The sequence below is a fragment of the Herbaspirillum huttiense genome, assembly GCF_047300815.1.
Classification (GTDB): domain Bacteria; phylum Pseudomonadota; class Gammaproteobacteria; order Burkholderiales; family Burkholderiaceae_D; genus Herbaspirillum; species Herbaspirillum huttiense_A.
Genome location: NZ_CP178608.1, coordinates 3,667,972 through 3,692,173, shown reverse-complemented (window position 1 = coordinate 3,692,173; position 24,202 = coordinate 3,667,972). Strand labels below are relative to the sequence as shown.

The window sequence follows — 24,202 nt, the reverse complement described above, 5'->3', positions numbered from 1 at the left end:
CGATGAACCTGCTGCCGATCTTCCTGGTAGGCCTGATGGGCAGCGTCCATTGCATCGGCATGTGCGGCGGCATCATCGGTGCGCTCAGTTCAGCCGCGCCGCCGCGCGCGCGCGCGCCGGCCGCACAGGCGCTGGCCATGGCCGCAGCGCCGGGGCGTGCGGTGCATCGCATCATTCCCCTTCATGTCGCCGGCTCCGCCCAGGTCCAGGCCTTCGGGCAGGATCTGGTGCGCGTGCTGGGCTACAACCTCGGGCGCCTGTCCAGCTACGCGCTGGCCGGCGCGCTGGCCGGTGGCATCGCCGCCGGGCTGTTGCGCGGTGCCGATGTGCTGGGCTGGCTGGCACCGGCACAGACGGTGGCCTACGTCATCACCAATCTCGTTCTGATCCTGCTGGGGCTGTACCTGACCCAGTGGTGGAGCGGACTGTCCCGCATGGAGCAATTGGGCAGCGGTCTCTGGACCCGCCTGCGTCCCCATGCGGCACGGCTGGTGCCAGTCGATACGCCAGCCAAGGCGCTGCTGCTGGGCAGCCTCTGGGGCTGGCTGCCGTGCGGGATGGTCTACAGCGCCTTGCTCACCGCCCTCATGGCCGGCAGTGCCGTGCAGGGGGCGCTGACCATGCTGGCCTTCGGGGCGGGCACCTTGCCGGTGCTGCTGGTGGCGGGCATGTCCGGTGCACGCTTGCGCCAGCTAGCGGCGCGCCCCTGGGTACGGCGTAGCGCCGGCGTGGTCGTGCTGGCTTTCGGACTGCTCGGTTTGCTGCGTGCCGCCGAGATTGGCGGCCTGGGCATTGCGCGCGGCTGGATCGACGTGTTCTGCGTCAGCCCGGTGCACGGAGGATGAGCATGCGTGATGACGGGAGCGATGTGGCGAACCTGTGTTTCCATTGCGGCCAGCCGGTGCCGGCGGGGGAGTCCTGGACGCTGGACATTGGTGGCCTCAGCCGGACGCTGTGCTGCGTGGGCTGCCAAAGCGTGGCCCGGCTCATCGTCGAGAGCGGATGTGAAGATTTCTACCTGCGACGTACCGTTCCCTCTGCCCGCATCGATCCCGAACAATTGCTGCCACCCGAGCTGGCCCTGGTGGATCTGCCCGGGCAGACAGCCGATGGGGAAGTTTCTGACACAGAGGGTCATGCGCAGGAACTGGTGCTTTCCATCGATGGCTTGCGCTGCGCCGCCTGCGTCTGGCTGATCGAGAAATACCTGGCCCGGCTGCCCGGTATCGAGATGGCCGAACTCAACGTGGCCAGTGCGCGCCTGCATATCCGCCGTGATCCTGCCCGCTGTTCCACCTCCACCATCTTGCGCGGCCTGCATGGCCTGGGTTATACGGCCTATCCTTTTGATCCGTTGCGCCAGGGCGAGCAGGCGCGCCGCGCCGGCCGCCGGCTGTTCCGCCAGTTGTTCATCGCCGGGCTGTCGATGATGCAGGTGATGATGTATGCCATCCCGGTCTACATGACGCATGAAGGCATCGATCCCGACATGATGGCGCTGATGCGCTGGGCCAGCCTGTTCCTTACCATCCCGGCGGTGTTCTATTCGGCCTTGCCGTTCTTTACCGGTGCCTGGGCGGGGCTGCGGGCGCGTGCGCCTGGCATGGACCTGCCGGTGGCCATCGGCATTGCTGCGGCCTTCACGGGCAGCGCCATCGCGACATGGCGCGGCGAGGGCGAGATCTGGTTCGACAGCGTGAGCATGTTCATCTTCCTGCTGCTGGCCAGCCGCTATCTTGAGACGGCTGCGCGGCGCAAGTCGGCCGCAGCGCTGGAGCGCATGCAGCAGGCTTTCCCGGCGTCTGCGCTGGTACTGCGCGGCTATCCGCTGCAACGCGAGACGACGCTGGTGGCAGCCAGCCAATTGCAGGCCGGTGACGTGATCCTGGCCCGCCCCGGCGACACCATCGCCGCCGACGCCTGCCTGCTCGAAGGCGTGGCTGAACTGGACCTGGCGCTGCTGTCCGGCGAAAGCCGTCCGCAAGCTTTCCAGCCCGGTCAGGAAGCGCCGGGCGGTGCCGTCAACCTGAGCCAGCCGGTGCTGCTGCGCGTGGTGCGCACCACGCGCGAAAGTACGCTCGCGGCCATTACCCGTCTGGCCGAGCAGGCCGGACAGGGCAAGCCGGCACTGGCGCAGTGGGCTGACATCGTGGCCTCGCGTTTCGTGGTGGCCCTGCTGCTGCTGGCGGCGGTCACTTTCATGGCCTGGCACCTGATCGACCCGACGCGCGCTTGGGCTACCGCCATTGCGGTGCTGGTGGTGTCCTGCCCCTGCGCACTGTCGCTGGCCACGCCATCGGCCCTGGCTGCTGCCACCGACCGCTTGCTGCGGGAAGGCACGCTGGTCGTGCGAGGCAACGTGCTGGAAACCTTGCAGCGCGCCGATACCATCCTCTTCGACAAGACCGGCACGCTCACGCAAGGCCGGCCGCAGATGACGGCACTGTGGAGCTGCATTCCCGAGGCGCAGGCCCTGTCGGTCGCCGCCGCCATGGAGCGCGGCAGTCTGCATCCGCTGGCCAAGGCGCTGGTGGAGGAGGCCGCCCGTCGCGCCAGTGCCGCTTGCGAGGTCGCCGAGCTCGGCTCCGTCACGGGCGCGGGCATGCATTGTGTCATCGATGGCGTCCCGCATCGCCTGGGCGCGCGCCACTTCGTGGCCGAGATCGCAGGACAATCCATGCCTGCCGAACTGAACCAGCCCGCTGCGGCAGTGGCCGGTCCGGTCTACCTGGGCAACAGCCAAGGTTGGCTGGCGCGCTTCGACCTGGCCGATGCATTGCGTGCGGATGCCGTGGATACCGTGGCCGCTTTCCGGGCGCAGGGTTTGCGGGTGATCCTCTTGAGCGGTGACCAGCCCGAGGTCTGCGCCGAGGTAGCAGCGGCCGTCGGTATCGACGAAGTGATCGCCGGCTGCACGCCGCAACGCAAGCTGGAGGTGGTGCGCCAATTGCAGCAGGGCGGGGCGGTGGTGGCCATCGTCGGCGATGGCATCAATGACGCCGCCATGCTGCGCGCAGGCGATGTCTCCTTCGCCATGGGCAAAGGTGCCGCTCTGGCCCAGGTCAGTGCGGATGCCGTCATCATGAGCGATCGCCTGTCGGCCGTCGCGCAGTGTGCGCAGATGGCCCGCCGGACCATGCGCATCGTGCGTCAGAACCTGGTGTGGGCCAGTGTCTACAATTTCCTCGCCATTCCGGCAGCGGCCTTCGGCCTGCTTGATCCGTGGATGTCGGCGGTGGGCATGTCGGCCAGTTCGCTGCTGGTGGTCGGCAATGCGCTGCGCCTGAGCCGCGCCACACGCGCGGCAAGACAGATGCCGGCAAGTGCGCCGGCAGCCCTGCCAGCGCTGGCGGGAGGGGCTTGATGGAAGCACTCTATCTCCTCATTCCACTGAGCACCTTGCTGGTCTTCCTGGCGATCTGGGTGTTCTTCCGCGCCTCCGACGGCGGTCAGTTCGATGATCTCGAAGGACCCGCCATGCGCATCCTCCACGACGACGACATCCCCGCGCAGCCGGAGCGGCAGGATCACGCCTGAGCGCTTTTCGCGCCTGCCTGTTCGTGCAAATTGTCCCTTGAACTGCAGCATTTTTCTTCCGCTCTCTTTCCACTTGATACACGTCAATGCCCCCCGGAGGCTTGCCCCGTAAGCTCGCATTGAACAGTACTCAACAAAGTGGGGAGAGTTTCGTGAGCAAAGAAAATAGCTACAACTACACGGTTGTGCGCCAATTCACCGTGGCGACCATCCTGTGGGGCGTAGTCGGTATGCTGGTCGGCGTGATCATCGCCGCCCAGCTGGCATGGCCCGAATTGAACATGGGGATTCCCTGGCTGAGCTTCGGCCGGCTACGTCCCTTGCATACCAACGCAGTGATCTTTGCCTTCGGCGGCTGCGCGCTGATGGCAACCTCGTATTACGTCGTGCAGCGCACCTGCCAGGTGCGGCTGTTCTCCGACTTCCTGGCGGCCTTCACCTTCTGGGGCTGGCAGTTGGTGATCGTCGGTGCGGCCATCACGCTGCCACTGGGACTGACCCGCGGCAAGGAATACGCCGAGCTGGAATGGCCCATCACCATTCTTATCGCCGTTGTCTGGGTGGCCTATGCCGTGGTGTTCTTCGGCACGCTCGTCAAGCGCAAGGTCAAGCACATCTACGTGGCTAACTGGTTCTACGGTGCCTTCATCATCGCCGTGGCCATCCTGCACATCGTCAACGGCATGACCATGCCGGCCACGCTGACCAAGTCGTACTCGATGTACAGCGGCGCGCAGGATGCCATGATCCAGTGGTGGTACGGTCACAACGCGGTGGGCTTCTTCCTGACCGCCGGCTTCCTGGGCATGATGTATTACTTCATCCCCAAGCAAGTCAACCGTCCGGTCTATTCCTACCGCCTGTCGATCGTGCACTTCTGGGCACTGATCTTCACCTACATGTGGGCCGGTCCGCACCACCTGCACTACACCGCATTGCCTGACTGGACCCAGTCGCTGGGCATGGTGTTCTCGCTGATCCTGCTGGCACCCTCCTGGGGTGGCATGATCAACGGCATGATGACCATGTCGGGCGCCTGGCACCAGCTGCGTACCGATCCCATCCTGAAGTTCCTGGTGGTGTCGCTGTCCTTCTACGGCATGTCCACCTTCGAAGGTCCGATGATGGCCATCAAGACCGTCAACGCCTTGTCCCACTACACCGACTGGACCATTGGCCACGTGCACTCCGGTGCCCTGGGCTGGGTCGGCTTCGTCACCATGGGAGCGATGTATTACCTGATCCCGCGCCTGTCCGGCAAGACCGAGATGTGGAGCAAGGACCTGATCGAGATCCACTTCTGGGTCGCCACCATCGGCATCGTGCTCTACATCGCCGCCATGTGGATTGCCGGCGTGATGCAAGGCCTGATGTGGCGTGCGGTCAACGCCGACGGCACCCTGACCTACAGCTTCGTCGAAGGGGTCAAGGCAACCTACCCGTATTACATCATTCGTCTGATGGGCGGCCTGATGTACCTGTCCGGCATGCTGGTGATGGCCTACAACACCTGGCGCACCATGCGCGGCACCGAACTGGCTGTCGCACCGATTCCTGCCGTGACCAACGCTGCGCACTGATTGGGGGAAAGTATGAAGTTTTCGCATGAATGGATTGAGAAGAACCCCTGGCTGCTCATTGGCCTGGTGCTGCTGGTGGTCAGTGTGGGTGGCCTGGCCGAAATCGTGCCGCTGTTCTTCCAGAAATCGACCACCGAACCGATCGCCGGCCTCAAGCCTTATTCGGCCCTGCGCCTGGCTGGCCGCGACGTTTACATCCGCGAGGGCTGCTACAACTGCCACTCGCAGATGATCCGCCCGCTGCGCGCCGAGACCGAGCGTTATGGCCACTACTCGGTAGCCGGTGAGTCGGTCTATGACCACCCCTTCCAGTGGGGTTCCAAGCGCACCGGCCCGGACCTGGCCCGCGTCGGTGCCCGCTACAGCGATGAATGGCATCGCGCTCACCTGCACAACCCGCGTGACGTGGTACCGGAGTCCAACATGCCGGCCTACCCGTGGCTGGAGCAGGCCAAGCTGGACAACTACGACATCGTCTCGCGCATGAAGGCATTGAAGCGCATCGGCGACCCGTACACCGAAGAAGACATCAAGAATGCCCCGGCCGAGCTGGCCGGCAAGACCGAACAGGATGCGCTGATCGCCTACCTGCAAGGCCTGGGCATCCTGATCAAGGCGGAGAGATAAGACCATGATTGAAATGTTGACCGACCCACGCAGCCTGATCACGCTGATCAGCTTCATCACCTTTGCCGGCATCCTGTGGTGGACCTATGTCGGCCACAAGCCCGCTGATTTCAAGCAAGCCGAGATGATCCCCTTCGCCGACGGCGACATCGGCCAGCCCGCTGCCGACAGCAGCGACAAGGAGGTGCGCCATGGCTGATTTCACCAGTGGTTTCTGGAACATCTGGATCATCGTCCTGACCGTGCTGGGCATCGCCGGTTGCGCGCTGCTGCTGTGGCAGCAGTCCAGCTGGAAGGTCAAGAAGGGCGACCAGCCGGTTGCCGGTTCGACCACCGGCCACGTCTGGGACGACGACCTGACCGAACTGAACAACCCGCTGCCGCGCTGGTGGATGTGGCTGTTCTATCTCACCATCATCTTCTCGGTGGGCTACCTGATTGCCTATCCGGGCCTGGGCAACCTGCCCGGTACCCTGGGCTGGCGTTCGACCGGCGAGCATGATGCCGACGTCAAGCAAGCCGAAGCCAAGTACGGACCGCTCTTCGACAGCTACCTCAAGCAAGACCTGAAGCTGGTGGCCGCCGACCCGCAGGCCCATGCCATCGGCCAGCGCCTGTTCCTGACCTACTGCGCGCAGTGCCACGGTTCGGATGCCCGCGGCAACAAGGGCTTCCCCAACCTGACCGACAATGACTGGCTGCACGGCGGCACGCCCGAGATCATCAAGGAAACCATCCTCAAGGGCCGTCACGGCGTCATGCCGCCCATGGCCGCTGCGGTGGGCACCGACAAGGATGTCGACAACGTCGCCAACTACGTGCTGAGCTTGTCCAATTCGGCCCATGATCCGATCAAGGCCGAACTAGGCAAGTCCAAGTTCGCCGCCTGCATGGCCTGCCACGGCCCCGGCGGTGTGGGCAACCAGGCCCTGGGCGCGCCCAACCTGTCGGACAAGATCTGGCTCTACGGCGGCAGCATCGACACCATCAAGGAGACCATCAACAAGGGCCGAGACAACACCATGCCGGCGTTTGGCGAGTTCCTCGGTGAACCCAAGGTACACGTGCTGGCGGCCTATGTCTGGAGCTTGTCCAACAAGCCCAGCAATGCAGAGGCCAAGTAGGTCCCGATGAGCAGTTGAACCCGCGCCGGGGCCGACGCAGACACAGAGCTGCGCGGCCCCGGTGTTCTTCGTGATGGCCATATCGGCCGCGCGCCCCCGCCAAGGGGCGCATGACAGAGAGCGAAAGCAGAGCAGGCAAGACCATGAACAAGGCCGCAATGACACCCAGGCAGGGCAAGGAAGGGGACCCGCCACCCGAGGCAGGAACGCAGCAGGCGTTGCCGACGAAGGAGGGCAAGGATGAATACGCCGTCATCCGCATGTATGCCGCGCGTGAACAGATTTACCCACGCGAGATCCAGGGACGCTTTGCCAGCCTGCGCTGGCTGTGCGTGTTCCTGACGCAGCTGGTGTTCTACGGCCTGCCGTGGATCAACTGGAACGAGCGCCAGGCCGTGCTGTTCGACCTGGCATCACGCAAGTTCTACCTGTTCGGCCTGGTGCTGTGGCCGCAGGACTTCATCTGGCTGGCCGCGCTGCTGATCATCTGCGCCTTCAGCCTGTTCCTCTTCACGGCCATCGCCGGCCGCGTCTGGTGCGGCTATGCCTGTCCGCAGACGGTCTACACCGAGATCTTCCTGTGGATCGAACGCCGCATCGAAGGCAACCGCAGCGCCCGCATGCGCCTGGACCGCCAGCCCTGGTCGTTCGACAAGCTCTGGCGCAAGTCCGCCAAGCACCTGGCCTGGGGCGGCCTGGCCCTGTGGACCGGCATCAGCTTCGTCGGCTACTTCTCGCCGATACGCGAGTTGCTGCCGGAAATCGGCCAGTTTGCGCTGGGCCCCTGGGAGAGCTTCTGGATCGTCTTCTACGCCTTTGCCACCTATGGCAATGCCGGCTGGATGCGCGAGCAAGTCTGCAAGTACATGTGCCCCTATGCCCGCTTCCAGAGCGCCATGTTCGACCGCGACTCCCTGGTCATCACCTATGACAACGCCCGTGGCGAGCCGCGCATGCCGGCGGCCAAGGCGGCCAAACTGCAGGAGGGGCGCAAGGCGGGCGATTGCATCGACTGCACCATGTGCGTCCAGGTCTGCCCGACTGGCATCGACATCCGCCAGGGCCTGCAATACATGTGCATCGGTTGCGCGGCCTGCGTGGATGCCTGCGACAGCGTGATGGACAAGATCGAGCGCCCGCGCGGCCTGATCCGCTATTCCACCGAGAACGCCATCGAGCAGGGCTTCTCGACGCCGGAGATCCGCCGCCGCCTGTTCCGTCCGCGCATCCTGATCTACACCGCCATCCTGGGCGCGGTGATCGCGCTGTTCCTGGGCTCACTGGTGGTGCGCACGCCGCTGAAGCTCGATGTGATCCGTGATCGCGGTTCCATGGGCCGAGAGGTGGAGGACGGCATCATCGAAAACGTCTACCGCTTGCAAGTCATCAACACCGATGAGCGCGGCCATCGCTATCGCATCAGCGCGAGCGGCATCGATGGACTGACCGTCGATCCGGCCGGCCCCATCGAACTGGCCGCCACCCAGACGCTGATGGTGCCGGTGCGGGTGAGGGCGCCGCATGGGGCAGGTGAGTCCGGTTCCAACAAGATTCATATCGAATTGCAGGCCGAGGACCAGCCCGCGCTGCATGTCAGCGAGAAGGCCGTCTTCCTGGTGCCGCGCCGCTGAGTGCGGCAAGCGGTACAACGCAGGTGAACCAAACTTCAACACGAGAGGAAACCATGACCACCATCTCCCCCAAGCTTGGCAACGCCGCTCCCTGGTACCGTCACCGCTGGCCCTGGCTGCTGATGTCCGGTCCGGCCGTGGTGGTGGTGGCAGGGATCTTTACCGCCTGGCTGGCCATCTCGCGGGCCGATGCCCTGGTGGCCGACGATTACTACAAGCAGGGCAAGGCCATCAACAAGGACCTGCGCCGCGATCATGAGGCGCAGCGCCTGGGCGCGGCCATCGGCATCGCCTATGACCCGGCTGCTGCCGTACTGCGCGGCCGCCTGCAGATGCGCCAGGTACCTGCTGCCGGCGAAGAGGGGCAGACCCTGGTGCTGAACCTGGTACATCCGACCCAGCCGGCCAAGGACCGCACGCTGCTGGTGCGCCCGGCCGCCGATGGCAGCTTCTCGGTACCGCTGGCGGAGATGGAGCAGGCACGCTGGCGTCTGGTAGCCGAGGATGGCAGCCACAGCTGGCGCCTGCACGGGTCCTGGGTGTGGCCGCAACAGCGCAGCATCGAAATGAATGCGGAGGCCTACGCACCGGCCGAATAATGCGCTAAGCTGGAGTGAAGCCGGCTTCAAGACCGGCCATCTTCGGATGAAACTTCATGCGTCAAGGAGACAGCCATGCGCAAACAGCAACGCAATCTCGCCATCGTGGTCTGGGTGGCTTTCCTGATGGCCATCGCGGCCGAGGGCGTGTTCTTTTCCCTGTTCAATCCCGAGGAACTGGCCATGGCGTCCGGCCATGAATGGGAAGCGCTGGGCGCCTATACCGTTGGGTTCTTCTGTTTCTGGGGGAGTTTCGCCGTCTGCGGCCTCCTGGCCGTGAGGCTGACGCGCGCCCTGCCGAGAGAGCGCTTGCGTCATTACGTCCAGGGCTGAACGCCCTGGAACGCTTCAATCAACACTGAATTGACTTGGGTTGGCTAGGGTTGGCTTGAAGTCGGTGCTGCCACTGATTTCAAGCCTGCAAGCCTTCAGCTGGCTGCTCGCGCTGTAGCTGCTGCAGCCGGTGCCGGTGTGCAGGCATCGACGCCGGCGGCCAGGCGCTTGAGCGCGGCCAGATCCACCACTTCCACATCGCGTTGTTCCACCGCCAGCAGGCCCTGCTTGCGGAACTTGGAGATCAGGCGGCTGATGCTCTCGATGGTCAGGCCGAGGTAGTTGCCGACGTCCTGGCGGGTCATGCGCAGCTGGAAGCGTGTCGAGGAATAGCCGCGTGCAGCATAGCGTGAAGACAAATTCACCAGGAAGGCGGCAAAGCGCTGCTCCGCACGCATGTTCCCCAGCAGCATGATGACGTTCTGTTCGCTGGTGATCTCGTGGCTCATCATGCGATGGAAGTGGCGCAGCAGATGCGGGATCTGACCGAACAGCTGTTCCAGGCGGGCAAACGGGATTTCGCAAACTTCGCTGTCCTGCAGGGCCACCGCGTCGCACTGGTGATGCTCGGTGCTGATGGCATCCATGCCCAACAGTTCGCCAGGCATCTGGAAACCGGTGATCTGGCGATCGCCGTCGAGGTTTTCCTGATAGGTCTTGAAATGGCCCACACGCACGGCGTAGAGGGCGGTGAAGCGGTCGCCGATGCGGTACAGGAAGTCATCGCGGGCGACCTTGCGGCGGCCGATGATCTTGTCCAGGCGTTTCATGTCGGATTCATCCAGGCCCATGGGCAGGCACAGCTGGTGCATGCCGCAGGCGGTGCAGCTGCGCAGCGCGGAGCTGGCGGCGGCTTCGCGCGCGGCGGTCAGCGGCGAGCATTGGGTCAGGGGTGCGGCGGCGTTATTGGCAGCGGCGAGCGAAGTGGAGTGGAGTGGCTGGTTCATGCGATGTTCCCGGCGGACGTGTGGCGATCGAATGACTCGATTTTAAGTGCGCGCAACGGGATAGGAAGCACAGTATTCCCGAATCAGACGGCATTTCTTGTCCCAGATCAAAGTTGGTCCAAGTAACTGCCCGAATGGGCAGGAAGGGCTGCCATGCGACGGCAGATTTCACCGAAAAACATCAGAACTGACAGCCAATGACGACGGCTGGCAGTACGTGGAAGAGAAGCGGCCTTGATGGGGGAAAGTGGGCGGTATCGCGGGGTTACCGGGGACCCGCGAATGCCCTTCCATGCGACCGTCTTGTTATTGAAACTTCAGAATCTTCGTGGCTTCCGCTCAGGCTTCTGCCGTGGGCTTGCTCATGTCCGGCAAGGGCAGCGGGGTGCTGGTGGGGCGACCACGATAGTCGGTCCAGCACAGGCGCTTGAAGTCATACAGCTTGCAGCGGCGCGCCGTGTCGAAGTACCAGCGCCAGGAGAATCGCTGGATCACGATGCGGCCGGGCAGCATGGTTTCCAGTTTCTTCTGGGCTTGCTTGAGGCGATACAGCGGCACGCTCATGTCCACGTGGTGCGCGGTGTGTTCCATGATGTGATGCAGCAACGAACCCCAGTAGCGACCAAAGGTCAGGTGCACGGTGGTGGAGACGAAGGGTTGCGCAGCAGCCCAGGTGATTTTGTCTTCATACCAGGCCACCGAGGTATGCGTATGGTGCACATACACCACGAAGCCGATCATGGCCTTCCAGAACAGCAGCGGAATCGCAAAGCCGGTCACCAGCAGGGTCCAGAAGGATTGTTCAGTTGCCTGCGCGGCCCAGGCCAGGCCGGCGATCCAGACGGCGGCTACGGCCGTCACCAGTACGCCATCCCACATGAATTCGGCGCGGCGGGTCGGCATCTGCTTCTTCGAGGGGAAGTACATGCGCTTCCACCACATGTCGATCATGTAGTACAGGCCGGGACCGAAGCCGCTGCGGTAGATGCGCTCCAGGCGCTGGCGCCAGCGCGGCAGGGCGCGGAATTCTTCCAGCGAGCGCGGCTGCCAGACGAAATCAAATCCCTTCAGGTTGGTGTAGCCGTGGTGCACCACATTGTGACCCACCGCCCACAGGCTATAGGGTGTCAGCGAAGGCATGAACAGCAGGCGGCCCAGCCAGGTGTTGAGCTTGCGGCTGGGCGTGAAGGCCTGGTGGCAGGCATCGTGGCCGAGGATGAACAGGCGGCCGATGATGAAGCCATTGACCACGCCCAGCGCGATCTTGGCCAGCAGCCAGGGAGCCCAGACAATGGCCGCGAGGCTGGCGCCGAACAGGCAGAAATCCAGCACCGACAGTGCCAGGGCGATGATCGTGCTGCGCTGGCTGATGGGGATCACCCAGGAGCGGATGATCTTGCGATGGGGCATCGGCGCGCCGGGCGCGACCGGTGTATTGGTGTGCGAAGTCGTCGACATCGTAATTACCTCTTCCTACTATCAAACGGTGGACAGGCGGAGCATGCCGCAGAGACTGCTCCAGCTAACGCTGCAAGGGCGGATGGCATTGCAAGGAGTGGCGGCCGGAAAACCGGTGGCGGTGACGTTAGCGCGGATCCCAAAAAACAACGCGACCGGTCATCATCGATGACGGATCGCGCCGTTTGGGTGCGGCAAGAATACCTTAGAAACGGTAACCCACGCCAACGCCGATGAGCCACGGGTCGATCTTGACGTTGCTGACCTTGGCGCCGGAAGCGGTCTTGACGTCGCTGGAGATCTGCACCTTCTTGATGTCGAAGTTGATCAGCCAGTTCTTGTTGATCTTGTAGTCGGCACCGATCTGCAGGGCGCCACCAAAGCTGCTGCTGTCCAGTTGCAGGCCGCCGGCCAGGTTCACGCTGGAGATGCGGGTGTAGTTGATACCGGCACCGACGTAGGGGCTGAAGGCCGCTTCAGGCATGAAGTGGTATTGCAGGGTCAGGGTCGGCGGCAGGTGCTTGAAGGTGCCGATCTTGTTGCCGTCCAGGCGCACGTCCTGCTTTTGCGGATAGGTCAGCACCAGTTCGGCGGCAATGTTCGGGGTGAAGAAGTAGCTGATGTCGAACTCGGGGATCACCTTGTTGTTGATGGTGATGCGGTCCGAGGCACCGGTGCCGCCGACCTGGTCGGACTTGTTTTCCGGGCTCAGGTTGACGGCGCGCACGCGCACCAGCCACGGGCTTTGCGCTTCTTGCGCGAACACGGGAGCAGCAGCGAACGAGGAAGCCAGGGCGGCTACGGCAGCAGTAAGGGTGACGATTTTTTTCACGGTGTTTTACCTGTCGAGTGAGGATGTCCGAAAGGTACGCGTGAAGCTTTCTGCAGGCTTTGATGCCGATCAAGAGGGCGGGAACATGGGGTGAAAATGCCCTCGCCAGCAGGAACTTGCCCGCTAAAAACGACACAAGCCCGGCCTGCAGGAACAGGCTCGGGCTTGGTATGCAGTGCGGCGCGATCCGGATCGCTGTCTGGATATGCGCCTGTGCGGGGGACCTGCGCTTACTCCTTGAAGCGCGCTTCGCGGGCCAGCTTGGTCAGGTTTTCGGGATCTTCGAAGGCCTTGTAATACGCGTTCAGTGCCGGGGCACCGCCGAGGTGGGCATATAGCACGCGCTGGCCCTTGAAATGGCCCTTCTTGGCCATGTCGATCAAGCCATCGATGGATTTTCCTTCATACACCGGATCGGTCAGCATGGCTTCCATCTCGGCGGCGGTACGGATGGCGGCGATGGTCTGCTCGCTCGGCAGGCCGTAGGCCGGGCCGCTGTAGTCGGGGATGATCTCGATGTCGGCATCGCGCACCACCACGCGCTTGCCGCCCTTGGCGGCGATCAGTTCGCTGGTGTCGTTGGCGATCTTGGTGACGGCGCGGCGGGTCATGGCTTCATCATCGGCGGTGTCGATGCCGATCACGCGGCGGCGCTTCTCCTGGGCGGCGAAACCGACCACCATGCCGGCCTGGGTGGAACCGGTACAGGTCGCCACCACGATGTTGTCGAAGAAGATGCCCAGCTGCTGTTCCTGCATCGCCACTTCATCGGCGAAGTTGGCATACCCCAGGCCGCCCAGCGGGTGGTCCGATGCGCCGGCCGGAATCGCATAGGGCTTGCCGCCCTTGGCGCGCACTTCTTCCAGGGCACGGGCCCAGGTGTCCTTCTCGGTGGTGGAGTAGCCGTAGCCGCCCATGATCGGGTTGCCTCCCATGATGCGCGTCAGGAGGATGTTGCCGACCTTGTCGTAGACCGGATCATCCCATTCCAGCCAGGTTTCCTGCACGGTATAGGACTTCATGCCCACGGCGGCGGCCGCCGCGCAGACCTGGCGCGTGTGGTTGGACTGGATGTTGCCGATCGAGACCAGGGTGTCGCAGCCCTTGGCCAGGGCATCGGCCACCAGCCATTCCAGCTTGCGGATCTTGTTGCCGCCGAAGGCCAGGCCCGAGGAGACGTCATCGCGCTTGGCCCACACTTCCACGCCCAGCATGGCGGACAAGCGTTCCAGCTTGTGGATGGGGGAGGGGAAGAAGCCCAGGGTCTTGCGAGGGAAGAGTTTGTCGAGTGCCAGCATGGAGTGCTCCGGTTCAGGTGGATGGTCGAAAGGGGTCCGAATCTGGTTCGATTCATGGTGAATCGCCGGGATCAACTTTACGCCGGAGGATTAAAATGGTGCTTCCGAATTTATGGCATGATTCGTGATGAAAAAGCGATGTAAATTATTTCATGCAAAGAAAATTACGATAAATCTGAATTTACGGAAAGATTCATCATGTCACTGGACCGCATGGACAAGCGCATCCTCAAGGCGCTGCAGAAGGATGGCCGCATCGGCAATGCCGAGCTGGCCAAGAAGCTCGGCATGAGCGCCACCGCCTGCTGGAACCACACCAAACGGCTGATGGACGAAGGTTATGTGAAGGAAGTGCGCGCCATCCTCGACCCCGAGAAGCTGGGCCTGCCGGTGCTGGTGACGGTGGGCGTGGTGCTGGACCGTTCCACCCCCGAGAGCTTTGCCGAGTTCGAGAAAGCGGCGCGCGAGATCGCCGCCGTGCAGGAGTGCCTGCTGCTGGCCGGGGAATTCGACTACTGGATCAAGCTGCGCGTGAAGGACCTGCAGGCCTTCAACCGCCTGCACGCCAATACCTTGCTGCGGCTGCCGGGCGTGCGGCAGTTGCGTTCATTCTTCGTGCTCAACGAAGTGAAGAACAATCCGGAACTCGTGGTGGAATGAGAACGCTGCGTTCTTGTCCTTCCCATCCTATACTGCATCTTTTGTCTTCACCCTCAAGGACTTGCTGATGACCTCTTCTGCTACTCCCACCCTGCGCGGCCTCTATCTTCCCATCGAACCGCATGACCACGGCATGCTCGACGTCGGCGACGGCCACCAGGTCTACTGGGAAGTCTGCGGCAACCCCAAGGGCAAGCCGGTGGTCTTCCTGCACGGTGGTCCCGGTGGCGGTTGCGGTCCTTCGCACCGCCGTCTCTTCAACCCGGAGAAATACCGCATCGTCCTGTTCGACCAGCGCGGCTGTGGCCGCTCGCGGCCGCATGCCAACCTCGACGCCAACACCACCTGGGATCTGGTGGCCGACATCGAACGCCTGCGCGAACTGCTGGGCATCGCGCGCTGGCAGGTCTTCGGTGGCTCCTGGGGCAGCACGCTGGCGCTGGCCTACGCGCAGACCCATCCGCAGCGCGTGACCGAACTGGTCCTGCGCGGCATCTTCCTGCTGCGCCAGGCTGAGCTGGATTGGTACTACCAGGAGGGGGCTTCGTGGATGGTGCCCGATCGCTGGGACCAATTCCTGGCCCCGATCCCGGCCGCCGAGCGCGGCAACCTGGTGCATGCTTACCGCAAGCGCCTCACCGGCGACGACGAAGCCGCCAAGCTGCAGGCCGCCCGTGCCTGGAGCCGCTGGGAAGCCAGCACCATCACCCTGGTGGCCGATGAACGTCTGATCGATTCCTTCAACGATGCGCAATTCGCGCTGGCCTTTGCGCGCATCGAGAATCACTACTTCTTCAACAAGGGATTCATGGAGGAGGGGCAGTTGCTGGCCAATGCCTCGCGGCTCGAAGGCATTCCCGGCGTCATCGTGCAGGGCCGCTACGATCTGGCCACCCCGGCCAAGTCGGCGTGGGATTTGCACCAGGCCTGGCCCGGTTCGCAATTGCACCTGATCGACAGCGCCGGGCACGCCTACAACGAACCCGGCATCCTCGATCAACTGATCGCGGCCACTGATCGGTTCGCCGATCTGTGATGCCATGGCGGTGAACGCGGCCAGCGATCTGGCCGCACAGTCTGTCTGACGCTCCCCTTTGCGGGAGCGTTTTTTTTTTACCTGTTCGTTCGTTTCAGCTTTTCTTGCGGCTGCGTTTGGCGGGTAGCTCATCCGTTGCTGCGGCTGGCACAGGGGCGTTCGAGGAATACACCTCTTCCAATTCAGCCAGCCGATGGTTGAGTTTGCCCAATACAGTGGTCAGCGCCCCGATTTCCTCTTCGCTCAGGGCAGCGAACAGCCCGTCGATGAAGGTTTTTTTCACCGGCTCGGAAGCGCGCAGCACTTCTTTTCCCGACGCTGTCAAAGCGATGTATTTGACCCGGCGGTCAGTGGTATCGCCATTGCGCTGGACCAGTCCGTCGCGCTCAAGGGCATCGATGGCCTCGGTGATGGTGCGCGGCGCGAAGCCAAAGGCCGTGGCCAGGTCGGCCGCGCGCACCGGACTGTTGCGCTCGATGTGGCCGAGCATCTTGTTGCGCGCCAATGAAGCCCCTTCGCCGGCCATGAGCTTGTCCAGCGTGCGGTGCGAGCGGATGTAGAAGTCGCGCAGCGCCTCGGCGGCACTGCTGCTGTCATCGTTTGTAAAGCTTGTAGACATAATTTTTCCAGATACCATATCATATGGTACCTCATTAATTTCCCCGTTCGGTTGGGGAAAGCTGTATTGACCCCGTATTGCCGCTGTATTGGTGCTGGCGCGTGAAGTGTATTGCCGGGCATCAATACAGTACGGCCAGTGTATTGATTCAGTTAGCAATCCTCCGCGCCCAGATATTAGGATAAAAAAGATGACCGACGCCACACCCAGCAATACAGAAGCAAGTTCCTCTCAGCCGGATGCCTCCACCAACGGCAGCAACAAGAACAGCACTCCCAAGAAACGCATGAGTCCGCGCGCCCGCTTCATCCTGCGCGCGCTGGGCTTGCTGGTGCTGGTGATCGTGGCGGCCTGGGTGCTGTACTACCAGTTCCGCGGCAAGTATCTGGAGAGCACCAACGATGCCTTCGTCCAGGCCGACAGCGTGACGGTGTCTTCCAAGGTCACCGGCTATGTCGACCAGGTGCTGGTGGCGGACAACCAGATCGTCAAGGCCGGCCAGCCGCTGGTGCGCATCGATGCGCGCGATTATTCCGCTCAAGCCGCCCAGGCCAAAGCCCAGATCGACGCCGCCAGCGCCAGCGAGGAAGCCGCCAATGCGCAACTGGCCGAACAGCAGGCCGCCATTGCGCAGGCCAAAGCGCAGCTGGCCTCAGCCGACGAAGATGCCCGCTTCGCCACCGCCGAAGTGGAGCGCTACACCCCCTTGGCGGCTTCTGGTGCCGAAACGCGTGAGCGCCTGACCACCTTGCGCAATCAGCAGGCCCAGGCCCGCAGCACGCTCGCCGCACGTCGTGCTGCACTCGATGCGGCGCAGCTGCGGGTACGCTCGCTGCAGGCCCAGGTGCGCCAGGCGCAGGCCCAGGGCGAGACGGCCAAGGCGCAATACGATGCTGCCAGCGTCAACCTCGGCTACACCGAGATCCGCGCCGCCGTCGATGGCCGCATCGGTGACAAGCAGGTCCGCGTCGGCCAGTTCGTCTCGCCCGGCACGCGCATGATGACCGTGGTGCCGACCCGCTTCTACGTTTCGGCCAATTTCAAGGAAACCCAGATCGGCATCATGCGCATCGGCCAGCCTGCCATCATCAAGATCGATGCCTTGCCGGGCGTGGAATTCCACGGCCATGTAGAAAGCCTCTCGCCGGGCACCGGTGCCCAGTTCTCGCTGCTGCCGCCGCAGAATGCCACCGGGAACTTCACCAAGATCGTCCAGCGCGTGCCCGTGCGTGTAGCCGTCGATGCCACGCAAGAAGAAACCCGCGCCTTCGTGGCGGGCCTCTCAGTGACGGTGGAGGTCAACACCATCGCGGCCAAGGATGAATTGCGTGAACTGCGCGAGCGCAACAGCCAGACCAACGCCACCCGCAAGGAGCCGCAGTGAGCAGCGCGGCTCCCGCCAAGCCCACAGGGCAGGGTACCCAGCCGGAGAAGGCCGATGCCGCCGCCTGGCTGGCGGTCGCGGCCGGCACCCTGGGTGCGCTCATGGCCACGCTGGACATCTCCATCGTCAATTCCTCGCTGCCCACCATCCAGGGGGAAATCGGAGCCTCAGGCACTGAAGGCACCTGGATCGCCACCGCCTACCTGGTGGCCGAGATCGTCATCATCCCCATGTCGGCCTGGCTGGAGCGGCTGCTGGGATTGCGCGTGCTGCTGCTGACGGCGGCCAGCCTCTTCACCTTGTTCTCGGTGCTGTGCGGCCTTTCGACCACGCTGCCGATGATGATCGTGGGCCGGGTCGGGCAGGGTTTCACCGGCGGCGCGCTCATTCCGACCGCCATGACCATCATCGCCACGCGCCTGCCGCGTTCGCAGCAGCCGGTCGGCAATGCCCTGTTCGGTGCGACCGCCATTCTGGGTCCGGTGCTGGGGCCGGTGATGGGCGGCTGGTTGACCGAAAACGTCAGCTGGCACTACGCCTTCTTCATCAACCTGCCCGTGGGTGCGGCCCTCATCACCTTGCTGCTGGTGGCCATTCCCTATGAACGGCCCAAGTTCGAACAATTGGCCGAGGCCGACTGGTTCGGTATTGCCGGCCTGGCGCTGGGGCTGGGCGGATTGACGGTGGTGCTGGAAGAGGGCGAGCGGGAGCAGTGGTTTTCCTCGCCGGATATCCGCTGGCTGGCGGCTGCCTCCGTGCTCGGCTTCATCCTGCTGGCCATCGGCCAGCTGCGTGCGCGCCATCCGGTGATCCAACTGCGGCTCTTGCGCGACCGCCAGTTTGGTTCCGTGGTGATGATGGCCATGATCGTCGGCGTGGCGCTGTATGGCACGGCCTACGTGATCCCCCAATTCCTCTCCGGCATCGCCGGCTACAACTCGCTGCAATCGGGCTGGATCGTGCTGCTCTCGGGCGTGCCGATGATCCTCATGATGCCCTTCACGCCCTTGCTGATGCGGCTGGTGGATATTCGCATTGCTGTGGGCACCGGCTTCCTGCTGCTGGCCACCTCGGCCTTCATCGAGACCGACCTGAGCCCGCTGTCCTATGGCGGCTCCTTCGTGGCCTCGCAGTTGATGCGCGGGGTGGGCACGGTGCTGGCGATGCTGTTCCTGAACCAGGCGGCGATCCGCTCGGTGCCGCCGTCGCAGGCCGGTGATGCATCCGGCCTCTACAGTGCCGCGCGCAATCTGGGCGGCTCGCTGGCGCTGGCGGCCATCGCCGTGATCCAGGACCAGCGCCTGTGGCTGCACAGCCGCCGCCTGGAAGAAAGCCTCAACGCCAATTCCGACCTGGTGCAGTCCGGCATCGCCGCGCAAGCCCATCTGCTGGGCGGGCAGGATGTGGCGATCCAGCTCATGGGTGCCACCATCCAGGCGCAGGCGCTGACGATGACCTATGCCGACCTGTTCTGGATGCTGGGCGTGGCCATCCTCTGCGTGACTCCGCTGGTGCTGTTTCTGCGCCCCTTGCCGACCAATGCCGCACCGGTGGCTTCTCATTGATGATCAACATGGACAAGACTTCTTCTTCCTTCCCGGCCGTGCGCCTGATCGCGCTGGCGGCCGCTGCGCTGCTGGCCGGCTGTTCCGCCCTCGGACCGGACTACGCCGGCCCGCCCGAAGCCGCCCCGCAAGCGGCACACAGCCATCAATTCGTACGCGGCGGCGACAGCGCCAGTACCGCCGCGCCAATCAGCCAGTGGTGGCTAGGGCTGGGCGACAGCGAACTGAACAGCCTCATCGAGCGCGCCCTGCAAGCCAATCCGAACCTGGGCGTGGCGCGTGCCCGCCTGCAGCAATCGCGTGCGGGACTGGCGCTGGAACAGGCCAATGCCGCCCCCAGCGTCGGTGCCTCGGCCCTGGCCGGGCATGCGCGCCTGCCACCGGCCAACCTGGGCGCGCTGACCGGCGGCTCCAGCTCCGGCAATGGCTCGCCGACCAGCGCCAATCTCTACAGTGTGGGCTTTGATGCCAGCTGGGAGATCGATCTTTTCGGTGCCCGCCGCCGTGCGGTAGAAGCGGCCACGGCCACGGCCGATGCGGCGCAGGCCTCGCTGGCCGATGTGCAGGTGAGCCTGGCCGCAGAAGTGGCCAATGCCTACATCAGCCTGCGCGACCGCCAGCTGCGTCTGTCGCTGGGCCAGGAGGCGGTGCAGGCGCAGGAGCAGATGCTGCAGCTGACCGGGCAGCGCGTCGAGCGCGGCACGGCCTCATCGCTGGATCAACTGCGCGTGCAGAACCAGCTTGATGCCAGCCGTGCCGACCTGGTCCCGCTGCAGGCCGAGCGCGATGCCTACCTCAATGAACTGGCCACCTTGCTGGGTCAGGAGCCGGGCACGCTGGATGCGGAATTGGCGGCCACTGCCCCCGTGCCGCTGCCGCCGCAGCAGGTGGCGGTGGGCGATCCGGTCTCGCTGCTGCGTCGCCGTCCTGATGTACGTGCTGCCGAGCGCACACTGGCCGCCGATACGGCCAAGATCGGCCAGGCTGAAGCGGCGCGCTATCCCAGCCTGAAGCTGTTTGGCGTGATTGGCCTGGGTGGAACGCATCCTTCGGACCTGACGCGCCTGGATGATTTTGCAGCGCTGGGTGCGCCCATGCTGAGCTGGAATTTTCTTGACTTTGGCCGCGCCAAGGCACGTGTCACGCAAGCCGAGCAGGTGCGCGACGAGGCCGAGATGAAGTATCGGCAGTCCGTGCTGGAAGCCCTGCGCGATGCCGAGGATGCGCTCTCGCGCTTCCGCTATGGCCGGGTGAGCGTGGCTACCATTGCGCGTTCCAAGGTCTCTGCCGACCGTGCGCTGGTGTTGGCGCGGCAGCGTTATCAGGCGGGTACCGGCACGCTGATCGAAGTGCTCGACACCACGCGGCAGCAGATCACTGCGCAGCAGAATTTGTTGCAGGCCGAGGCCAATCTGACGCGCAGTTTTGTGGGAATTCAGAAGGCGCTGGGGCTGGGGTGGTCGGAGGAAGCGCTCTGAAACTTCGCAGTTGAAAAGCGGCTCCGTTCTTGTCGGCTGCCACCGCATTTTTTCATCTGAATTCTGTCATCGGTGCCATTGCCCTGCATCTTGTGCAGCGAGGACTTGCTGCTTTCGTGGCACATTGGGAAACTTAGTCGCCATGTCTGGTTCTCGCCTGCTTTCAGCGGCGATGCGTTAATCCAGACCTTCACTTCGCCGCACGCAGCAATGCATGCGGCGATATTTTTCTTCTTCTTCTTTCGTGCGGCACCTTAGCCCAGGTCCGCTGACGATCCTGCCTCCGAAGGCAGTCTGCAGGCCGACTCTCCGTCTTTTCTTCCTCGCGATCGCGCCCTCTCAGACGCATGAAAACGTGCGCCTCTTTGGCTCGAATTGCACCAATAGACAATGCCTGAAATGCCATAGCCCCTAAGACAATGCGTCTCTACATAAATCGGTTAAAGCCGGTAGGCAGGGAGGGATAAAACAAGGGCGAAAGACGGATTTCAATTCCAAATTACATTCGCCCAAAAAATGAGGAAGGCAAGATGAAGAAGCAAAAGAAGCAGACCAAGGCGGTTGGAATGGTGTCGCCTGGTGGTTTGCGCAAGCGCGGTCTCTATGCAGCCGTACTGCTGACACTTGGGCCCGCTTTGAGCATGCCGATCATTGCCCGGGCGGCAGATGAGGTAGCGGTGATCGTGCCGGCCGGTGGCGGCACCGCCGTTGGCAGCGGCACAAGTGCAGACAACCCAGATACATCAAGCGCGGGCACTAGCGGCACCGGTACCAACGATGGCAGTGCTACAAGCACGGCCGGTGCAGACACCACGAGCACCAGCACAAGCGGTAGCGGCACTAACACCGCCGCGAGCGGCGCAGGCGCCAGCGGTGGCAGTACCGCAAGCGCAGCCGGCGCGGGCACTGCGCACACCAGTACAAGCGGTAGCGAAACGAGCACCGCCGCGAGCGGCGCAGGCGCCAGCGGTGGCAGTACCACAAGCAAGGCCGGTGCAGACACCACGAGCACCAGCACAAGCGGTAGCGGAACGGATACCGCGGCGAGCGGTACCGGCACCAGCGGTGGCAGTACCACAAGCACGGTCGGCGCTGGCACTGCGAACACCGGCACAAGCAGTAGCGAAACTAACACCGCCACGAGCGGCACCGGTACCAACGGTGGCAGTACCACAAGCACGGCAGGTGCAGACACTACGAGCACCAGCACAAGCGGTAGCGGAACGGATACCGCCGCGAGCGGCACCGGTACCAACGGTGGCATTACCACAAGCACGGTCGGCTCGGGTACCGCGAACACCGGTACAAGCAGTAGCGAAACTAACACCGCTGCGAGCGGCACCGGTACCAACGGTGGCAGTACTATAAGCACGGCCGGTACAAGCACCACGAGCACCAGCACAAGCGGTAGCGAAACTAACACCGCGGCGAGCGGTACCGGCACCAGCGGTGGCAGTACCACAAGCACGGCCGGCGCAGGCACTGCGAACACCAGCACAAGCGGTAGCGGAACGGATACAGCGGCGAGCGGCGCAGGCGCCAGCGGTGGCAGTACCACAAGCATGGCCGGTGCGAGCACCACGAGCACCAGCACAAGCGGTAGCGGAACGGATACCGCCGCGGGTGGCGCGGGCACCAGCGGTGGCAGTACCACAAGCACGGCCGGCGCGGGCACTGCGAACACCAGCACAAGCGGTAGCGGAACGGATACCGCTGCGGTTGGCGCGGGCACCAGCGGTGGCAGTACCACAAGCACGGCCAGTGTAGGTACCACGAGCACCAGCACAAGTGGTAGCGACACTAACACCGCCGCGAGCGGTGCGGGTACCAGCGGTGGCAGTACCACAAGCACGGTCGGCGCGGGCACTGCGAACACCGGTACAAGCGGTAGCGAAACTAACACCGCCGCGAGTGGCGCAGGCGCCAGCGGTGGCAGTGCCACAAGCACGGCCGGCGCGGGCACAGCGAACACCAGCACAAGCGGTAGCGGAACGGATACCGCTGCGGTTGGCGCGGGCACCAGCGGTGGCAGTACCACAAGCACGGCCAGTGTAGGTGCCACGAGCACCAGCACAAGTGGTAGCGACACTAACACCGCCGCGAGCGGTGCGGGTACCAGCGGTGGCAGTACCACAAGCACGGTCGGCGCCGGCACTGCGAACACCGGTACAAGCGGTAGCGAAACTAACACCGCCGCGAGTGGCGCAGGCGCCAGCGGTGGCAGTGCCGCAAGCGCAGCCGGCGCAGGCACTGAGAACACCAGTTCAAGCGGTAGCGGAACGGATACCGCGGCGAGCGCCACTGGCACCAGCGGTGGCAGTACCACAAGCACGGTCGGCGCGGGCACTGCGAACACCGGTACAAGCGGTAGCGAAACTAACACCGCCGCGAGCGGCGCAGGCACCAGCAGCGGTGGCAGTGCCACAAGCGCAGCCGGCGCGGGCACTGCGGGCACCAGCACAAGCGGTAGCGGAACGGATACCGCCGCGGGTGGCGCGGGCACCAGCGGTGGCAATACCACAAGCACGGCCGGCACGGGCACTGCGAACACCGGTACAAGCGGTAGCGGCACTAACACCGCCGCGAGCGGCGCAGGCACCAGCAGCGGTGGCAGTGCCACAAGCGCAGCCGGCGCGGGCACTGCGGGCACCAGCACAAGCGGTAGCGCAACGGATACCGCGGCGAGCGGCACTGGCACCAGCGGTGGCAGTACCACAAGCACGGCCGGCTCAGGCACCACGAGCACCAGCACAAGCGGTAGCGGAACTAACACCGCCGCGAGCGGCGCAGCGACCAGCGGTGGCAGTGCCACAAGCACGGCCGGCTCAGGTACCACGAGCATCAGCACAAGCGGTAGCGGAACTAACACCGCCGTGAGCGGCGCAGCGTCCAGTGGTGGCAGTGCCACAAGTACGGCCGGCTCAGGTACCACGAGCACCAGCACAAGCGGTAGCGGAACTAACACCGGCGCGAGCGGCGCAGCGTCCAGCGGTGGCAGTGCCACAAGCACGGCCGGCTCAGGTACCACGAGCATCAGCACAAGCGGTAGCGGAACTAACACCGCCGTGAGCGGCGCAGCGACCAGTGGTGGCAGTGGCACAAGTACGGCCGGCTCAGGTACCACGAGCACCAGCACAAGCGGTAGCGGAACTGATACCGCCGCGAGCGGCACCGGTGCCGGCAGTGGCAATGCCACAAGCACTGCCACCGCAGGCACTGCGAACGCCAGCACCAGCGGCAGCGGAGCTAGCGCCGCCGCCAGCGGTGGCAGTGGCACAAGCACAGCCGGCCCGGGCACTGCGAGCACCAGCACAAGCGGTAGCGTAGCCAGTGCCGCCGCGAGCAGCACTAGCACTAGCGGTGGCAATGGCACAAGCACGGCCGGCGCAGGCACTGCGAGCAACAGTACAAGCGGTAGCAGCACCGGCACGAGCGGTACCGGCACCAGTACCGCAGGCAAGGGCAGCTCTGGACAAGCCGGAAGCAAGGCAACG

Annotated in this window: 21 protein-coding genes; 15 read left to right on the top strand and 6 right to left on the bottom strand. The window is 64.1% G+C overall.

Features of this window, described 5'->3' with window-relative positions:
• Positions 1-2 precede the first annotated feature (2 nt).
• The 10 genes from ACLRDN_RS16930 (at position 3) to ACLRDN_RS16885 (ending at position 9,431) form a co-directional block, all read left to right on the top strand.
• Positions 3-845 (top strand): sulfite exporter TauE/SafE family protein, encoded by an 843-nt coding sequence (locus ACLRDN_RS16930; RefSeq protein ID WP_413457229.1) that lies wholly within the window; start codon positions 3-5, stop codon positions 843-845.
• A gap of 2 nt (positions 846-847) precedes the next feature.
• A complete protein-coding gene (locus ACLRDN_RS16925) occupies positions 848-3,364 on the top strand; it encodes a heavy metal translocating P-type ATPase (RefSeq protein WP_413457228.1) in 2,517 nt (838 codons plus the stop codon).
• Positions 3,364-3,537 (top strand): cbb3-type cytochrome oxidase assembly protein CcoS, encoded by a 174-nt coding sequence (ccoS, locus tag ACLRDN_RS16920; protein ID WP_413457227.1) that lies wholly within the window; start codon positions 3,364-3,366, stop codon positions 3,535-3,537. The genes ACLRDN_RS16925 and ccoS overlap by 1 nt, the downstream gene beginning before the upstream one ends.
• Positions 3,538-3,689: 152 nt before the next feature.
• Positions 3,690-5,117, top strand: a complete 1,428-nt coding sequence (ccoN, locus tag ACLRDN_RS16915; RefSeq protein ID WP_413457226.1) for a cytochrome-c oxidase, cbb3-type subunit I — start codon at positions 3,690-3,692, stop codon at positions 5,115-5,117.
• Positions 5,118-5,129: 12 nt separating this feature from the next.
• A complete protein-coding gene (gene ccoO / locus ACLRDN_RS16910; protein WP_039784824.1) occupies positions 5,130-5,744 on the top strand; it encodes a cytochrome-c oxidase, cbb3-type subunit II in 615 nt (204 codons plus the stop codon).
• Between the two features lie 4 nt (positions 5,745-5,748).
• A complete protein-coding gene (locus tag ACLRDN_RS16905) occupies positions 5,749-5,943 on the top strand; it encodes a cbb3-type cytochrome oxidase subunit 3 (RefSeq protein ID WP_121042212.1) in 195 nt (64 codons plus the stop codon).
• On the top strand, positions 5,936-6,868 hold the full coding sequence (gene ccoP / locus ACLRDN_RS16900; RefSeq protein WP_413457225.1) for a cytochrome-c oxidase, cbb3-type subunit III: 933 nt from the start codon (positions 5,936-5,938) through the stop codon (positions 6,866-6,868). Before ACLRDN_RS16905 ends, ccoP begins: the two co-directional genes overlap by 8 nt.
• Positions 6,869-7,011: 143 nt before the next feature.
• Positions 7,012-8,499 carry a cytochrome c oxidase accessory protein CcoG gene (ccoG, locus tag ACLRDN_RS16895; protein WP_413457224.1) on the top strand — a complete coding sequence of 496 codons (1,488 nt, stop codon included), beginning with the start codon at positions 7,012-7,014 and terminating at the stop codon, positions 8,497-8,499.
• 53 nt (positions 8,500-8,552) lie between these two features.
• Positions 8,553-9,098 (top strand): FixH family protein, encoded by a 546-nt coding sequence (locus tag ACLRDN_RS16890; protein WP_413457223.1) that lies wholly within the window; start codon positions 8,553-8,555, stop codon positions 9,096-9,098.
• Positions 9,099-9,173: 75 nt separating this feature from the next.
• Entirely contained in the window at positions 9,174-9,431 is a 258-nt protein-coding gene (locus tag ACLRDN_RS16885; RefSeq protein WP_121042204.1) for a hypothetical protein, read from the top strand.
• 95 nt (positions 9,432-9,526) lie between these two features.
• Here ACLRDN_RS16885 and fnr read toward each other — a convergent pair whose 3' ends face one another.
• From fnr to ACLRDN_RS16865, 4 genes are all read right to left on the bottom strand, one after another.
• Entirely contained in the window at positions 9,527-10,378 is an 852-nt protein-coding gene (gene fnr, locus ACLRDN_RS16880; RefSeq protein ID WP_413457222.1) for a fumarate/nitrate reduction transcriptional regulator Fnr, read from the bottom strand.
• A 339-nt stretch (positions 10,379-10,717) separates the two neighbouring features.
• Positions 10,718-11,836 carry a fatty acid desaturase gene (locus ACLRDN_RS16875; RefSeq protein WP_413457221.1) on the bottom strand — a complete coding sequence of 373 codons (1,119 nt, stop codon included), beginning with the start codon at positions 11,834-11,836 and terminating at the stop codon, positions 10,718-10,720.
• 205 nt (positions 11,837-12,041) lie between these two features.
• Positions 12,042-12,668 carry an OmpW/AlkL family protein gene (locus ACLRDN_RS16870; protein WP_413457220.1) on the bottom strand — a complete coding sequence of 209 codons (627 nt, stop codon included), beginning with the start codon at positions 12,666-12,668 and terminating at the stop codon, positions 12,042-12,044.
• A 230-nt stretch (positions 12,669-12,898) separates the two neighbouring features.
• Entirely contained in the window at positions 12,899-13,966 is a 1,068-nt protein-coding gene (locus ACLRDN_RS16865; protein ID WP_413457219.1) for a 1-aminocyclopropane-1-carboxylate deaminase, read from the bottom strand.
• Between the two features lie 198 nt (positions 13,967-14,164).
• Between ACLRDN_RS16865 and ACLRDN_RS16860 the strand changes: the two genes are divergently transcribed.
• Both ACLRDN_RS16860 and pip read left to right on the top strand, forming a co-directional pair.
• Positions 14,165-14,626 carry an Lrp/AsnC family transcriptional regulator gene (locus ACLRDN_RS16860; RefSeq protein ID WP_413457218.1) on the top strand — a complete coding sequence of 154 codons (462 nt, stop codon included), beginning with the start codon at positions 14,165-14,167 and terminating at the stop codon, positions 14,624-14,626.
• A 67-nt stretch (positions 14,627-14,693) separates the two neighbouring features.
• Entirely contained in the window at positions 14,694-15,662 is a 969-nt protein-coding gene (gene pip / locus ACLRDN_RS16855) for a prolyl aminopeptidase (protein WP_413457217.1), read from the top strand.
• A gap of 94 nt (positions 15,663-15,756) precedes the next feature.
• Here the strand turns inward: pip and ACLRDN_RS16850 are convergent, their stop codons facing one another.
• Positions 15,757-16,281: a MarR family winged helix-turn-helix transcriptional regulator gene (locus ACLRDN_RS16850; protein ID WP_413460405.1), complete on the bottom strand. Its 525-nt coding sequence runs from the start codon at positions 16,279-16,281 to the stop codon at positions 15,757-15,759.
• Positions 16,282-16,471: 190 nt separating this feature from the next.
• On the opposite strand from ACLRDN_RS16850, the gene ACLRDN_RS16845 reads away from it, so the two are divergent.
• The 3 genes from ACLRDN_RS16845 to ACLRDN_RS16835 are packed head-to-tail and all read left to right on the top strand — an operon-like array spanning position 16,472 to position 20,708.
• Positions 16,472-17,665 carry an efflux RND transporter periplasmic adaptor subunit gene (locus tag ACLRDN_RS16845; RefSeq protein WP_413457216.1) on the top strand — a complete coding sequence of 398 codons (1,194 nt, stop codon included), beginning with the start codon at positions 16,472-16,474 and terminating at the stop codon, positions 17,663-17,665.
• Complete coding sequence (locus tag ACLRDN_RS16840; protein ID WP_413457215.1) at positions 17,662-19,230, top strand: MDR family MFS transporter; 1,569 nt, start codon at positions 17,662-17,664, stop codon at positions 19,228-19,230. The genes ACLRDN_RS16845 and ACLRDN_RS16840 overlap by 4 nt, the downstream gene beginning before the upstream one ends.
• On the top strand, positions 19,230-20,708 hold the full coding sequence (locus ACLRDN_RS16835) for an efflux transporter outer membrane subunit (protein ID WP_413457214.1): 1,479 nt from the start codon (positions 19,230-19,232) through the stop codon (positions 20,706-20,708). The genes ACLRDN_RS16840 and ACLRDN_RS16835 overlap by 1 nt, the downstream gene beginning before the upstream one ends.
• Positions 20,709-21,309: 601 nt before the next feature.
• Here the strand turns inward: ACLRDN_RS16835 and ACLRDN_RS16830 are convergent.
• Positions 21,310-24,168, bottom strand: a complete 2,859-nt coding sequence (locus tag ACLRDN_RS16830; protein ID WP_413457213.1) for a hypothetical protein — start codon at positions 24,166-24,168, stop codon at positions 21,310-21,312.
• Between the last annotated feature and the right edge of the window lie 34 nt (positions 24,169-24,202).

What these genes read in the sequence shown, in the direction of transcription:
- ACLRDN_RS16885 (WP_121042204.1), top strand. Translation starts at nt 9,174, where the DNA reads ATGCGCAAACAGCAACGCAATCTCGCCATCGTGGTCTGGGTGGCTTTC.
- ACLRDN_RS16835 (WP_413457214.1), top strand. Translation starts at nt 19,230, where the DNA reads ATGATCAACATGGACAAGACTTCTTCTTCCTTCCCGGCCGTGCGCCTG.
- ccoP (WP_413457225.1), top strand. Translation starts at nt 5,936, where the DNA reads ATGGCTGATTTCACCAGTGGTTTCTGGAACATCTGGATCATCGTCCTG.
- ACLRDN_RS16930 (WP_413457229.1), top strand. Translation starts at nt 3, where the DNA reads ATGAACCTGCTGCCGATCTTCCTGGTAGGCCTGATGGGCAGCGTCCAT.
- ACLRDN_RS16905 (WP_121042212.1), top strand. Translation starts at nt 5,749, where the DNA reads ATGATTGAAATGTTGACCGACCCACGCAGCCTGATCACGCTGATCAGC.
- ACLRDN_RS16875 (WP_413457221.1), bottom strand. Translation starts at nt 11,836, where the DNA reads ATGTCGACGACTTCGCACACCAATACACCGGTCGCGCCCGGCGCGCCG.
- ACLRDN_RS16850 (WP_413460405.1), bottom strand. Translation starts at nt 16,281, where the DNA reads ATGTCTACAAGCTTTACAAACGATGACAGCAGCAGTGCCGCCGAGGCG.
- ccoS (WP_413457227.1), top strand. Translation starts at nt 3,364, where the DNA reads ATGGAAGCACTCTATCTCCTCATTCCACTGAGCACCTTGCTGGTCTTC.
- ACLRDN_RS16865 (WP_413457219.1), bottom strand. Translation starts at nt 13,966, where the DNA reads ATGCTGGCACTCGACAAACTCTTCCCTCGCAAGACCCTGGGCTTCTTC.
- ACLRDN_RS16925 (WP_413457228.1), top strand. Translation starts at nt 848, where the DNA reads ATGCGTGATGACGGGAGCGATGTGGCGAACCTGTGTTTCCATTGCGGC.
- ACLRDN_RS16845 (WP_413457216.1), top strand. Translation starts at nt 16,472, where the DNA reads ATGACCGACGCCACACCCAGCAATACAGAAGCAAGTTCCTCTCAGCCG.
- ACLRDN_RS16860 (WP_413457218.1), top strand. Translation starts at nt 14,165, where the DNA reads ATGTCACTGGACCGCATGGACAAGCGCATCCTCAAGGCGCTGCAGAAG.
- ccoG (WP_413457224.1), top strand. Translation starts at nt 7,012, where the DNA reads ATGAACAAGGCCGCAATGACACCCAGGCAGGGCAAGGAAGGGGACCCG.
- pip (WP_413457217.1), top strand. Translation starts at nt 14,694, where the DNA reads ATGACCTCTTCTGCTACTCCCACCCTGCGCGGCCTCTATCTTCCCATC.
- ACLRDN_RS16890 (WP_413457223.1), top strand. Translation starts at nt 8,553, where the DNA reads ATGACCACCATCTCCCCCAAGCTTGGCAACGCCGCTCCCTGGTACCGT.
- ccoO (WP_039784824.1), top strand. Translation starts at nt 5,130, where the DNA reads ATGAAGTTTTCGCATGAATGGATTGAGAAGAACCCCTGGCTGCTCATT.
- fnr (WP_413457222.1), bottom strand. Translation starts at nt 10,378, where the DNA reads ATGAACCAGCCACTCCACTCCACTTCGCTCGCCGCTGCCAATAACGCC.